Annotated in this window: 11 protein-coding genes and 1 pseudogene; 4 read left to right on the forward strand and 8 right to left on the reverse strand. The window is 74.5% G+C overall.

All coding sequences use genetic code 11. The annotated features are described in order from the left end of the window. Window positions 1–17: 17 nt before the first annotated feature. The 5 genes from ACLJT4_RS16395 to ACLJT4_RS16415 all read right to left on the reverse strand — a co-directional run bounded on the left by ACLJT4_RS16395 (window position 18) and on the right by ACLJT4_RS16415 (window position 5,375). On the reverse strand, window positions 18–2,321 hold the full coding sequence (locus tag ACLJT4_RS16395; protein ID WP_411123054.1) for an ArnT family glycosyltransferase: 2,304 nt from the start codon (window positions 2,319–2,321) through the stop codon (window positions 18–20). Window positions 2,322–2,524: 203 nt separating this feature from the next. Then, on the reverse strand, window positions 2,525–2,689 hold the full coding sequence (locus ACLJT4_RS16400) for a hypothetical protein (protein ID WP_411123055.1): 165 nt from the start codon (window positions 2,687–2,689) through the stop codon (window positions 2,525–2,527). Window positions 2,690–2,767: 78 nt separating this feature from the next. Next, window positions 2,768–3,529, reverse strand: a complete 762-nt coding sequence (locus ACLJT4_RS16405; RefSeq protein WP_411123184.1) for an FAD:protein FMN transferase — start codon at window positions 3,527–3,529, stop codon at window positions 2,768–2,770. Window positions 3,530–3,563: 34 nt separating this feature from the next. Then, a complete protein-coding gene (locus ACLJT4_RS16410; protein ID WP_411123056.1) occupies window positions 3,564–4,004 on the reverse strand; it encodes an FMN-binding protein in 441 nt (146 codons plus the stop codon). Window positions 4,005–4,013: 9 nt separating this feature from the next. After that, window positions 4,014–5,375 carry a ferric reductase-like transmembrane domain-containing protein gene (locus tag ACLJT4_RS16415; protein WP_411123057.1) on the reverse strand — a complete coding sequence of 454 codons (1,362 nt, stop codon included), beginning with the start codon at window positions 5,373–5,375 and terminating at the stop codon, window positions 4,014–4,016. Between the two features lie 144 nt (window positions 5,376–5,519). On the opposite strand from ACLJT4_RS16415, the gene ACLJT4_RS16420 reads away from it, so the two are divergent. The 3 genes from ACLJT4_RS16420 (at window position 5,520) to ACLJT4_RS16430 (ending at window position 10,448) form a co-directional block, all read left to right on the forward strand. Next, on the forward strand, window positions 5,520–6,257 hold the full coding sequence (locus ACLJT4_RS16420; RefSeq protein WP_411123058.1) for a response regulator transcription factor: 738 nt from the start codon (window positions 5,520–5,522) through the stop codon (window positions 6,255–6,257). Beyond that, complete coding sequence (locus ACLJT4_RS16425) at window positions 6,254–7,702, forward strand: ATP-binding protein (protein ID WP_411123059.1); 1,449 nt, start codon at window positions 6,254–6,256, stop codon at window positions 7,700–7,702. The genes ACLJT4_RS16420 and ACLJT4_RS16425 overlap by 4 nt, the downstream gene beginning before the upstream one ends. Window positions 7,703–7,820: 118 nt before the next feature. Beyond that, window positions 7,821–10,448 (forward strand): MDR family MFS transporter, encoded by a 2,628-nt coding sequence (locus ACLJT4_RS16430; protein ID WP_411123060.1) that lies wholly within the window; start codon window positions 7,821–7,823, stop codon window positions 10,446–10,448. On the opposite strand, the gene ACLJT4_RS16435 is transcribed toward ACLJT4_RS16430, so the two are convergent. Further along, the gene (locus ACLJT4_RS16435; RefSeq protein ID WP_411123185.1) at window positions 10,416–10,742 is read right to left on the reverse strand and encodes an ArsR/SmtB family transcription factor; all 327 of its coding nucleotides are present in this window, start codon (window positions 10,740–10,742) and stop codon (window positions 10,416–10,418) included. The genes ACLJT4_RS16430 and ACLJT4_RS16435 overlap by 33 nt on opposite strands. Here ACLJT4_RS16435 and ACLJT4_RS16440 point away from each other — a divergent pair. Then, window positions 10,644–10,877: pseudogene (locus ACLJT4_RS16440) on the forward strand (putative quinol monooxygenase); the annotation flags it as partial. The gene ACLJT4_RS16435 and the pseudogene ACLJT4_RS16440 overlap by 99 nt on opposite strands. Here the strand turns inward: ACLJT4_RS16440 and ACLJT4_RS16445 are convergent. After that, window positions 10,835–11,860, reverse strand: a complete 1,026-nt coding sequence (locus ACLJT4_RS16445) for an aldo/keto reductase (protein WP_411123061.1) — start codon at window positions 11,858–11,860, stop codon at window positions 10,835–10,837. The pseudogene ACLJT4_RS16440 and the gene ACLJT4_RS16445 overlap by 43 nt on opposite strands. 8 nt (window positions 11,861–11,868) lie before the next feature. Then, a complete protein-coding gene (locus ACLJT4_RS16450; protein WP_411123062.1) occupies window positions 11,869–12,333 on the reverse strand; it encodes a MerR family transcriptional regulator in 465 nt (154 codons plus the stop codon). Window positions 12,334–12,496: the final 163 nt, after the last annotated feature.

Consider the following 12,496-nt stretch of genomic DNA (forward strand, 5'->3'; position numbering starts at 1 on the left):
TCGGGGCACGGCTCCGGCTACCGCGGTGCGTTGCGGGCCGTCGCCTCCCCGAGCCGCGGGTGCGGGGCCCGGCTTCCGGCCGACCCGTCGGTGGTGCCGGGGCCGCACTGGTAGAGGGTCTGGGCGGTGGCGCCCGGGCCCGGTCGGGCGGGCTTTGGCGCGTGCGGGCCGGCGTAGGCCGAGACCGGGACGCGGGGGCAGTCGGTGCGCACCCAGTCGGCGATCCGGGCGGCGGTCGTCGCGCTGCCGCCGCCGAACGGGGTGCCGGCGCCGCGGCCCGTGCCGAGGAGGACGAAGCGGACCGCGCCCGTGTCCACCAGGCGTTGGAACTGGGGCTCGGTGGGGAACGGGACCTGGCCGCTGAAGCCGCCGAGCGCCAGGACGTGGGCGCCGGTGGCGAGGATGTAGGGGGACGCGCCGTTCCAGCCGTCGGTGGCGAAGGCGTAGCGGGACGTGCCGCGGTGGGCGGTGGTGTAGGCGAGCAACGCGCGCTGTTCTGCGTTGAGTTGGCCGGTGGAGGCGCCGAAGCCGCCCTTGCCGTGTCCGTTGCCCGGCCACTTCGACGAGCCGTGGCCGCCGTGTCCGCCGCGCATGCCGGACGGGCCGACCGCGCCCATGCCGGAACTGCCGTACGCGGGGTTGAAGACCTGGACCGCCCAGGCGCCCGGCGCGAGGAGCAGGGCGGCGAGCGAGGCCGCGAGACCGGCCAGTGCGAGGCGTCCGCCGGTCCGGGGGCCGCCGGGGCGGGCGAGGACCAGCACGACGACGGCGGCCAGTCCCAGTGCGCCCACCGCGGGGGCCAGCCACGGCAGGAAGGTCGGGAACTCGCTGGTCAGGAACACGCCCCAGGCCGCGGTCGCGGCGACCGCACCGGGCAGCACCCACGAGCGGCGCCCACCGGCCCGGTACGCCCGCCACAGCGCGACGGTCCCGCCGCCGGTCAGGGCGGCGAGCGGTACGGCGATCACGCCCATGTAGTACGTGTGGCCGCCGACGCTGCCCGCGCTGAACACCAGGAAGTAGGTGGCGAGCCAGGTGCCCCACAGGGCGAAGCCGGCACGGATCCGGTCCGTGCGCGACCGGCCCCGGCGCCACAGGAGTCCGCAGACCACCGCGATGGCGGCGAACGGGTAGAGCCAGCCGGTCTGCGACGCGAGCGACGGGCCGAACATCTTGCCCCAGCCGTCCTGGGAACCGCCGCCGAAGCCGCCGGGGCCGCCGCTGCGGGCGGTGTGGCGGGGGAGCGGGGCGGTGGCCGGGTGGTGCCCCGCCGGTGCGTGGGGCGTGCCGGCGGCGGTGCCGGTGCTCCGCTGCGGTGGGTGGGTGGCGTCGTGGCCCGGGGCTGCGGTGCGCTGTGACCGGAGGGCCTGCGCCGGGCCGGTGCCGCGTCCGCCGTCGTGCGCGCCGCCGCCGTGGCCCCCGCCGCCCCGCGTCGCGCTGATGCTGCCGGTGGAGGCGGCGCTGACGCCCAGGGAGGAGAAGCGGTTGAGGAAGTTGTAGCCGACGACCATGCTGAACGCGGAGTTGTTCGTGGTGCCGTCGACGTACGGCCGGTCCTGAGCAGGGGTGAGGGCGACGGCCACCATCCACGAGGCCGAGACGGCGGTCATCACCAGCGCGGAGAGCGCGAGGTGGGCCAGTCGCCTGCGCAGCGCCACCGGTGCCGAGAGCAGGTACACCAGGGCGAGCGCGGGAAGCACCGCCCACGCCTCCAGCATCTTCGACTGGAAGCCGACGCCGACCCAGACGCCGGCCAGCACCAGCGGACCCACCCGGCCCGCCGCGGCCGCGCGCTGGGTGGCCTCCGCGGCGAGCAGCACGCACAGGGTGAACAGCGGGTCCTCGACGGAGGTGCGGAACAGTCCCACCGCCACCGGTGTCAGCAGGAACGCGCCGCTGGCGATCAGCGCCGCGTGGTCGCCGGCCCAGCGGCGCACCACCCGGTACAGCACCAGCAGGCTCGCCACCCCCTCCAGGACCTGCGGCAGGGTCAACGCCCAAGGGTGGAAGCCGAAAATCCTGGCAGAAAGCGCCTGCGGCCAGAGGAATCCCGGCAATTTGTCGAGGGTGATCGAATTGCCGGGATCGAACGAGCCGTAGAAGAACGCCTTCCAGCTTTCCGTCATGCTGCGCGCGGCGTTCGCGTAGAAGGTGTGGTACTGGCTGTGGTTGATGCCCCATGCGTAGAGCACGGCGGCGAGCACGGCGAGGACCAGCAGCGCGGGTCGTGCGTATGCAGGCTGACCCACCGGCGAACGCCACGGCGCGCGACGGGGGGCGGCGCCGGTGGGGGTGGTTCTGTCGAGGACTGTCGTGGCCATGCGCTGCAGTCTTCGGCATGTTCGGAGCCCGTCACGCCCCAGTCGGCCGTTCCAAGGAATTTCTCATCGGATGCGGGGGAAGCCTTTACCGACCTGATCCCGCCTTTAATCCGCGCCACGCGATTCATTACCCGCGACGGCCACGCCGCACGCGATTCCCGTCGCGGCGCTCGTCGGGCGGACGGGCCTTCTGGGCGGCGCGGTTAGTGGTCCATGGCCATGTTGGTGTCGCCGGCCTGCGGGTCGAGGAGGGTGCCGTCGTACGTGCCCGTCGCCCAGGGGGCGTCGTGCGGTGCGGCGCTCGCCGGCGCGGTGAGGATTCCCAGCGCGGCGAGAGTTCCGATGAGGGCGGCAGCGACACGGCGCATTGCGTTGGGCCTTCCCGTGTGAGCGTGTGGGTCGCGCTCACCTTGCCCGTATTGCCCTGGTTGTATGCGCTGTGTCCCTCAGCTGGCGGTTGCCGTGCGGTCGTCGGCCCGTCGGGGCGTCGTCACGGTTCCGGGGAACCCCGGGGTGTGCCAGGTACTGCCGTCCGGGGCGACCGCGAACCCCTCGTGGTCGTCGAGTGCGGTCAGCCAGTCCCGGGCGTCCGGGCCCATGGCGAAGGCGGCCGTGGCGTAGGCGTCGGCGAGGGTGAGGCTGCGGCCGACGACGGTGAGCGAGGCGAGCCGCGTCGCGGGCGCACCGGTGCGCGGGTCGAGGACGTGCGGCCCGCGCTCGGCGGTGCCCGAGGTGGCGACGGCCAGGTCGCGACCGGTGACGACGGTGCACAGGTGGTCCGGGCGCAGGGGGTGGGCGACCCCGATGCGCCAGGGCAGGTCGGGGGCCGCCTCCCCGCTGAGCTGGAGGTCGCCGCCGCCGTTGACGCAGGTGTGGTGGGCGCCGGCGGCCCGCAGGAGGTCGGCGGCACGTTCGACCGCCCAGCCCTTGACCAGCCCGGTCGGGTCGAGGCTGCCGCCCACGGTGACGCTGAACCACCCGTCGGTGGTGTGCCCCACCCGTTCGCAGAGGGCGAGGACCTCGCGCACCTCCGCGGGGCAGTCGGCCAGCCGCAGCGCACCGCGCGCCAGTCGGCTGACCGCGCTGTCGGGACGGTAGGTCGAGAAGACCGCGTCGACGTGGTGCAGCCAGGCGACGGCCTCGCACAGGGCGGACTCGATGGCGGCGGTCCGGGCGTCGCGCACGTCGAAGGAGAAAACCGTGCCCATCGCCCGTTCGACGTGCCGCAGTCCGCGGCGGGGCTCAGACACCGGCCCGGTCCAGGGCGCTCTGCAGGGACCGGATGTAGCCGGCGCTGGTGTAGCTGGCGCCGGACACCGCGTCGATGCCGGCGCCGTGCGCGGCGAGCGCCTCCTGCGTCAGGCGGGGCACCGCGTACGCCGCGATCTCCTGGTCGCGGCCGCTCTCCGACGGGACGTGCAGCACGCGGACGCCCGTCAGCCGGCCGGCCGCGACGGTGGCCGCGACCTGCACGGTGCCGTAGCGGGTGCTGACCGGATCGCCGGTGAAGGTGCCGTTGGGCGGATGGGCGGCCCGCGGCGCACTGCCGGTGGGAGCCGGGGACGGCGCGGCGCCGCCCTGGGCCAGGTCGTCGGTCAGGCCGGCGGGCTGGTGGGGCTTGAGGGCGAGCAGGAGGACGACCAGTGCACTGGTCGACGCTGCGGTCAGAACGGCTCGGCGCACGACGGCTCCTCAGAACGCGAACGATTCGTGGTGGATGTGGTGGCGGGGCACGCCGGCCCCGCGCAGGGCACGGCGGGCCGCGTCGGTCATGCCGGGCGGACCGCACAGGTACACCTCGTGGGCGGCCAGGTCCGGGACCAGCTGCCGCAGCGCCCGGGCGGTCAACGGCACCGCGTACGCGGCCGGTTCGTCGACGCAGTAGTGGACGGCCGCACCGCGGGCCGCCGCGATCGCGTCGAGTTCGGCGCGCAGCGCGAGGTCTTCCGGGCGCCGCGCCCGGTACACCAGGGTGACCTCGCCGGGGAGGGTTTCGAAGAGCGTGCGCAGGGGGGTGATGCCGACGCCGCCCGCGAGCAGCAGCACCTTCGGCGCGCGGTGCCGGGCCTCGGTGAAGGCACCGTAGGGCCCTTCGGCCCACACCCGGGTGCCGGGCCGCAGCCGGGCCAGGGCCGCGCTGTGCCCGCCGGCGGCCTTGACGGTGATGCGCAGGTGCTGGGGCAGCGGCGGCGCGGACAGCGAATAGGGGTTGGCGGTCCACCACAGGCCCGGGGCCAGGAAGCGCCAGCGGAAGAACTGGCCGGGCCGGGCGCCGAGTTCGGTCAGTCGCTCCCCGGCGAGGTGCACCGACACCACCCCCGGCGCCTCCGGGCGGACGTCGACGACGCGGAGCCGGTGGCGCAGCGCCCGCCGCACCGGGACCGCGAAGCGGTACCAGACCAGCAGCGCCGCCACGGTCCCGTACAGGGCGTACCAGCCCAACTGCGCGGGGCGCCGACCCACGAAGTCCGCGCCGTTGGCGAGCTGGTGGCCGAAGGCGAGGAAGAGGGCCAGGTAGGTGGCGAAGTGGAGGTAGTGCCAGGTCTCGTAGCTCATCCGGCGCCGGGCGGCCCGCGCCGAGACCAGGCCGGTGCCCAGCAGCAGCACGCAGCCCGCCGTGGCCTTGAGCATGTCCGGGTAGTCCAGGACGAGTGTGGTCGCCTCGTGCAGCACGCCGCTGCGCGAGGTGAGGGTGTAGCCCCAGACGATCAGCAGGACGTGCGTCAGCACCAGCGAGACCGTGTAGCGCCCGGCGGCGGCGTGCCAGCGCGCGAGGCGGTCGGTGCCCAGGGCGTGGTCGAGCAGCGGGACGCGGGCCATCAGCGCGACCAGGACCGCGCAGGCGTAGCCGGCCAGCAGGCCGGTGATCCGGCCGGCGCCGGTGAGCCAGCCCGCCGGGCCCACCACGGAGGCGGTGCCGGTCCACCACAGGGCCAGCACACCGAGCGCTCCGGCCCCGATGACGGCCTGCACCAGCAACGGGGCAGGGGCCGGCGCCCGGCGCGGCGGGGCGCCGCCGCGGGCACTGCGGTGACTGTGCGAGAGGGTGCTCATGGGGCTTTCCTTCCGTGGTCGGCGCCAGCGTCGCAGCGCAACCTCTGAAGAACCTCTGAGCGACGGCCCGCCGGCCGATTCACAGGAAACTCAGAGCCGGCACAGACCTGAGCACGCCCCGACGGGAGGGATGCTTGAAGCACCATGCACACGCACCGCCGCCCCCCTTCCCCGCTGCACGGCCCCGACGGCTCGCCGCTGCGGGTCCTCGTGATCGACGACGAGCCGGACCTCACCGAAGTGCTCTCCGGTGCCCTGGCGGGTGAGGGGTGGGAGGTCCGCAGCGCCGCCGACGGCGCCACCGCGCTCGCGCTGGCCAGGACCTTCCGCCCGCACGCCGTCGTCCTGGACTGGATGCTGCCCGACATCGACGGCCTCCAGGTGCTGCGCCAGCTGCGCCAGGAGCTGAAGACGGTCTGCGTGCTGTTCCTCACCGCGCGTGACGCGGTGGAGGACCGGATCGCCGGCATCACCGCCGGCGGCGACGACTACGTGACCAAGCCGTTCAGCCTGGAAGAGGTGCTGGCACGGCTGCGCGGCCTGCTGCGGCGCGCCGGCATGGCGCACGAACCGGACGGCGACCAGCTCGTCGTCGGGGACCTCGTCATGGACGAGGAGGCCAGGGAGGTGGTCCGCGGTGGCGCACTGATCGACCTGTCCCGCACCGAGTTCGAGCTGCTCCGGTTCCTGATGCGCAACCCCCGGCGGGTGCTGTCCAAGGCGCAGATCCTCGACCGGGTCTGGTCCTACGACTTCGGCGGCCGGTCACACGTCGTCGAGCTCTACATCAGCTACCTGCGCAAGAAGATCGACGCCGGCCGGACCCCGATGATCCACACGGTCCGCGGCGTCGGCTACGTCCTGAAGCCGGAGTCCTCGTGAAGCGGCTCCGCCCCCGCACCCTGCGCAGTCAGCTCACCGCCGGCCTCGTGGCGCTGCTGGCGCTGGCCTGCCTGGCGGTCGGCGTCACCACGGTCGTCGCCCTCGAAGGGTTCCTGGTGGGCCGCCTGGACCAGCAGCTCTCCGCCTCGGCCGGTCGCTTCGCGGCGAGCCTGGAACACGAGGCCAGGCCGGACGCCGACAACCAGCCGGACACCCGCGGCCAGTCCGAGGGCACCTTCGGCGCCCGGCTGCTGGCCGGTACGCCGACCCGGGCGGCCGTCGTGCGGGACCGGACCGACGCCGCGGTGCCGCTGTCCGCCGACGACCGCCGCGCACTGGCCGCCCTGCCGACCGACGGTTCCGGGCACGACGTCCGCCTGTCCGCATTGGGGCGCTACCGCGTCAACGCGGTCGTGGGGGACGACCGCGACGTCCTGCTCACCGGGCTGCCGCTGCGTCCGGTGGAGGAGACGGTGCACCGCTTGGAAGCGGTCGAGACGGCGGTGTTCGGCGGGGCCCTGGTGGTGACCGGGGTCCTGGGCGCGTTGTGGGTGCGGCTGTCGCTGCGCCCGTTGCGCCGGGTCACGACCACGGCGGCGAGCGTGGCCGAGCTGCCGCTGGCCAGCGGCGAGGTCGCGATGCCGGCACCGGTGCCGGTGGCGGACCCGCGCACCGAGGTCGGTCAGGTCGGCACCGCCCTCAACCGGATGCTCGGCCACGTCGGTAACGCCCTGGAACGTCGCCACGCCAGCGAGGAACGACTGCGGCACTTCGCCGCCGACGCCAGTCACGAACTGCGCACCCCGGTCGCCAACGTCCGCGGTCACGCCGAACTCGCCCTCCGGCACACCGGCCCGGTGCCGGGCCCGGTCGGGCGCTCCCTGGAACGCATCCAGGCGGAGTCGGAACGGATGAGCCGCCTGGTCGACGACCTCCTGCTGCTGGCCCGCCTCGACGCGGGCCGTGCCCTGGAGCGCGAACCGGTGGACCTCACCCGCCTGGTGCTCGACGCGGCCGACGACGCACGGGCCGCCGGCCCCGACCACCGCTGGCTGCTCGACCTGCCCGAGACCGCGGTGACCGTGCAGGGCGACGAACACCGCCTGCACCAGGTCGTCGGCAACCTCCTCGCCAACGCCCGGATGCACACCCCGCAGGGGACCGCCGTGACGGTGCGACTGGCCACCGACGACGGCGGGACCCGCCTGACCGTCGTCGACGACGGCCCCGGCGTGCCCGAGGAGCTGCAACCCGACGTGTTCGGCCGCTTCGTCCGGGTCGACCACAGCCGCTCGCGGGCCGCGGGCGGCACCGGCCTGGGACTGGCCATCGTCGAGGCGGTGGTCACCGCGCACGGCGGCCGGGTCGTCCTGCACAGCCGTCCCGGACGCACCGAGTTCACCGTGACCTTCCCCCGGGCGGCAGCCGGCGCCGGCGGCAGCTGACGCACGGCGGTGGGGCCGGAGGCCGGCCGAACTCGCCAGGCAGGGCAAACCGGTGCGTTCCCGAGTGGGAAATGTGGAATCCGGTACCGGGACCCGCGCCGTGGTCTACCTTGCCCCCGTGGACCAGCTGATCTCCTCAGACCCGACGCACATAGGCCCCTACCGCCTGATCGCCCGCCTGGGCGCCGGCGGCATGGGGCTGGTCTATCTGGGCCGTTCCGAGGCCGGGCGGACCGTCGCGGTCAAGGTCGTCCAGGCCGAGCACGCCCAGCATCCGGATTTCCGCCGGCGCTTCGCCCGTGAGGTCGCGGCCGCCCGGAAGGTGGGCGGCGCGTGGACGGCGGCCGTGCTGGACGCCGACACCGACGCCGAGGTGCCGTGGGTGGCGACCCAGTACATTCCGGGGCCGGACCTGACCACCGTGGTGGCGACCGACTTCGGGCCGCTGCCGGAGGACTCCGTGCGGGTCCTGGCCAACCGCCTGGCCCTCGCCCTCCAGGCGGTGCACGAGGCGGGGCTGATCCACCGGGACCTCAAGCCGTCCAACGTGCTGGTGACGGTGGACGGCCCGCGCGTGATCGACTTCGGCATCGCGCGGGCCATGGACAGCCTCGCCGGGGACAGCCTGCACACCCGCACCGGCATGCTGATCGGGTCCCCCGGCTTCATGTCGCCCGAGCAGGTCCGCGGGCTCGAACTCACCCCGGCCAGCGACGTGTTCTGCCTGGGCGCGGTCCTCGTCTTCGCCGCCACCGGACGCCTGCTCTTCGGTGCCACCGAGACCGGACTGCACGCCCACCTCTTCCGGGTCGCCGAGGAGGAGCCGGACCTGACCGGCGTCCCCGCGTCGCTGCTCGACCTCGTCCGCGCCTGCCTCGACAAGGACCCGGCCGCGCGGCCCACCCTCCCAGAGGTCGCGACCCGCACGGCCGAGGCCGCCGAAGGCGAGTGGCTCCCGGGCTCGGTGCTCGCCCAACTCGGCCGCCATGCCGCGCAGTTGCTGGACTTCGCACCGGAAACCGCCCTCTCCGCGGCCGCCGTCGCAGCCGCCGCGCAGCCGCACGTCCCGGACCCGCAGACACCGCCGCCGACGCCCCCGCCGCCGGCCTACGCCCCCACGACCCCGGCGCGGTTCGTCCCGCCGCAGGGGTTCGGCCCACCCCTGGGCGCGGCCTGGCCCGCCCCGGCCCCCGGCGACGGCGGGCGGCTTCCGCACCCCAAGCGGTGGTGGGGACTGGCGGTGGTGGCCCTCGTGCAGTTGCTCGTGCTGTTCGACGCGACGTCCCTGCGCGTGGCGCTGCCGTGGATCGTGCGCGATCTGCACCTGCCGACCGACGAGCTGCGCACCATGACGACCGCGTACGCGCTGGCCTTCGGCGGGCTGCTGCTGCTCGGCGGGCACCTGGCGGACCTGATCGGCCGCAAGCGGATGGTGGTCGTCGGGCTGTCCGGCTTCGCGGTGGCCGCGGTGGTCGGTGGCCTGGCCCCCGATTCCGGCGTGCTGATCGCGGCCCGCACCCTCCAGGGCCTCTTCGCCGCGCTGCTGTCGCCGGCCGCACTGGGCCTGGTCCTGGTCAACTTCACCGAACCGAAGGCCCGGGCCCGGGCCTTCGGCGTCTACGCCGCGACGGCCGCCGGCGGCTCGGCCGTGGGCCAGCTCGCCGGCGGGTGGTTGGCGACGACCCTGAGCTGGCGCTGGTGCCTGTACGCCGCCGTCCCGCTCACCGTGATCGCGCTGATCGGGACGGCCACCCTGGTGCACGACCACCCGGCCCGCACCGGCCCGCGCCTCGACGTGCCGGGCCTGCTGCTCGGCTCCGGCGGGATCCTCGCCCTCGTCTACGGCTGCCAGGAGGCCGCCGCGGGCAGCTGGGTGAGCCCACTGGTGCTGGTGCCGTTGGCGGTCGGCGCGGCGCTGCTCGTGGCCTTCGTGCAGTGGCAGCGGAAGACGGCCGCCCCGCTGCTGCCGCCGTACGTCCTCGCGGACCGCGATCGGCTCGGTGCGCTGCTGGCCCTGTTCCTGGCCGGCGTCGGCGCGTTCGCCCTCTTGCCGACCCTGACCGAGCACTTGGGGAGCGTCCGCGGCTACCCGCCGAGCGTCGCCGCCGCGGCCATGCTGCCCGCGGCCGTCGCGATGGCCCTCGGTGCCACGCAGCTCTCCGCGCGACTGCTGCACCGCGTGCCGCCGCGCCACCTGATCGTGCCGGGCCTGCTGCTGACGGCGCTCGGCCTGCTGCTGCTGACCCGACTCGGGACCGACAGCGGGTACGTCACCGTGGTCCTGCCCGGCATGCTCCTCGCCGGCCTGGGAATGGGCGTCGCGCTGATGCCCCTCCTCGCCGTCGCGACGGACGGTGTCGCCGCCCCGGACTCCGGCGCGGGCGCGGCTGTGACAGGCGCGGCCAACCAGGTGGGCGGGATGCTCGGGGCGGCGCTGTTCGGCAGCGTCGTCTCCGCGGCCGTCGCGGCCCGGATGGCGGCCGTGCCCGGGATCCCGCCGGGCCTCGTCGCGGCGACCTCGAACGGTCAGGTCGTCGATCTGCAGGTGGCTCCGCCGCAACTGGCCCGCGTGCTCAGGGCCGCGACGCTCGACGGCTACGCCACGGCCCTGTGGTGCGCGATCGGCGGCACGCTGCTCGCGGCGCTGGTCGCCGGCCTGCTGGTCAGGACCGCCAGGTCCGTCGGGTCCGTCGGGTCCGCGGGGCAGACGCCGTCAGACGTCCCCGGCCCCTTCGGCGGTCAGTAGGGCCAGCAGCCCGGGGAACCGCTGCTCGACGTCGGCCCGGCGCAGGGTGGCCGTCCGGCTGTTGCCGCGGTTGACCTGGCGGATCAGGCCCGCCTCGCGGAGCGTGCGGAAGTGGTGGGTCACCGTCGCCTTGCTGACCGGCAGGAGGAACTGCGGGACCTCCTGCTCTCGTTCGTCGAGCCGACCCGGCAGGAGCCCGGCTGCCTGGAGTACCCCTTCCACGAGGACCGCGACGAGCCGGGCGGGTTCGTCTTCTACGAGGCGTGGCGCAGCGAACGGGACCTGGACGCGCACCTGGCCCTCCCGCACCTCCGCGACTTCTGGGAGCACCGCATGGAGTACCTGGAGCGCGACCCGGAGATCCGGTACCTCACTATGCGCAGCCCCTACGCCTCCCGGTCCACGGAGGTCAGCGACATGTCCGCGTAGCGGTCGCCCGCGACCCGGCCGGCGAGCGGCTCCAGGAGCGCCAGTTCGTCGGCGGTCAGGACGATCCGGGTGGCCGCCGCGTTCTCGAACAGGCGGCTGCGCCGGCGGGTCCCGGGGATCGGCACGACGGTCAGGCCGTGCTCCCGGGCCCGCTGCTGCACCCAGGCCAGGGCGATCTGCGCGGTGCTGGCGCCGTGCGCGGCTGCGATCGCGTGCAGCGGCGCCAGCAGCGCGACGTTCGCCTTGGCGTTGTCGCCGCTGTAGCGCGGCAGCGCCTGCCGGAAGTCGCTGCCGGACAGGTCCGTGCTCGCGTCGGCGAAGGCACCGGTCAAAAAGCCCCGGCCGAGCGGCGAGTACGGCACGAAGGCGACGCCGAGTTCGGCCGCCGCGCCGACCGCGCTGCGCTCGACGTCCCGGCTGAAGACCGACCACTCCGACTGGAGCGCGGTGATCGGGTGCACGGCGTGCGCCTCGCGCAGTTCGGCACCGGTGACCTCGCTCAGTCCCAGGTGCTTGACCTTGCCCTCCCGCACCAGGTCGGCCATGGCGCCGACGGACTCGGCGAGCGGGACGGCCGGGTCCCTGCGGTGCATGTAGTACAGGTCGATGACCTCGACGTCCAGGCGGCGCAGGCTCGCCTCGACGGCCGTCCGCACGTACGCGGGATCGTTGCGGATGGCCCGGTGGCCCGGGTCGTCGGCACGGAACTCGAAGGCGAACTTGGTGGCCAGGGTGATCTCGTCGCGGTGCGCGGCGACGAACGGCGCGAGGAACTCCTCGTTGCTCCCCATGCCGTACATGTCGGCGGTGTCGATGAGGGTGACGCCCGCCTCGACGGTCGCTTCCAGGGTGTCCCGGGCCGCGTCCTGGTCCGTCGCGCCGTAGGCGGCGCTGATGCCCATGGCGCCGAAGCCCTGGACGCCGACGAGGGGGCCGCCGGTGCCCAGTTCGACCGTGTCGATCCGTTCGGTGATGTGGCTCATGATGGCGCTCAGGCCCTTTCCGGCGCCTCGGGGGCGCCCGCATAGAAGTCGATCTTGGCGTCGAGCACGGCGAGGGTGTCCTGGAGCTCCACGATGCGCGCGGCGACCTCCTGCCGGGACTGCTGGAGGATCGTCCGGCGTTCGCCGTAGGTGGCCTCGCCCCCGTGGACCAGCTCCGCGAAGCGGACCATGTCGGCCACCGGCATCCCGGTCAGCCGAAGCTTGGTCACGAACCCGAGCCAGTCCAGGTCCCGGTTGCGGAACAGGCGTTGGCCCGTGTGCGACCGCTCCACCTGCGGCAACATCCCGATCTGCTCGTACCAGCGCAGGGTGTGGGCCTTGAGCCCGGTGAAGGCCGCGACCTCGCTGATCGTGTAGCGGTCCTGGCCGTCGGGTCGGGGGTGCACCGTCCCCGCGGACACGCAGGCGTCCACGGGCGGTGGTTGCACGGGGGAGCTGTCGATCGCCGTCATGTCGACCACGCTAGGAGGTTCGAGTGCACTTGAAGCAAGCACCCCGACACCGACGACGGCCCGGTCGGGAGCGCCGGCCCCGGTGCCCGCAGTGAGCGACCTCGAAGAGTTCCCTGCCGGCACACCTTCCCACCGAGCGGGTTCCGCCAACCGGGTCCCGCTC

It is taken from the genome of Streptomyces sp. x-19, from assembly GCF_046549115.1.
Classification (GTDB): Bacteria; Actinomycetota; Actinomycetes; order Streptomycetales; family Streptomycetaceae; genus Streptomyces; species Streptomyces albulus_C.

Coding starts and splice junctions, on each gene's coding strand:
- ACLJT4_RS16395 (WP_411123054.1), bottom strand. CDS start 2,321: ATGGCCACGACAGTCCTCGACAGAACCACCCCCACCGGCGCCGCCCCC.
- ACLJT4_RS16400 (WP_411123055.1), bottom strand. CDS start 2,689: ATGCGCCGTGTCGCTGCCGCCCTCATCGGAACTCTCGCCGCGCTGGGA.
- ACLJT4_RS16405 (WP_411123184.1), bottom strand. CDS start 3,529: ATGGGCACGGTTTTCTCCTTCGACGTGCGCGACGCCCGGACCGCCGCC.
- ACLJT4_RS16415 (WP_411123057.1), bottom strand. CDS start 5,375: ATGAGCACCCTCTCGCACAGTCACCGCAGTGCCCGCGGCGGCGCCCCG.
- ACLJT4_RS16420 (WP_411123058.1), top strand. CDS start 5,520: ATGCACACGCACCGCCGCCCCCCTTCCCCGCTGCACGGCCCCGACGGC.
- ACLJT4_RS16445 (WP_411123061.1), bottom strand. CDS start 11,860: ATGAGCCACATCACCGAACGGATCGACACGGTCGAACTGGGCACCGGC.
- ACLJT4_RS16450 (WP_411123062.1), bottom strand. CDS start 12,333: ATGACGGCGATCGACAGCTCCCCCGTGCAACCACCGCCCGTGGACGCC.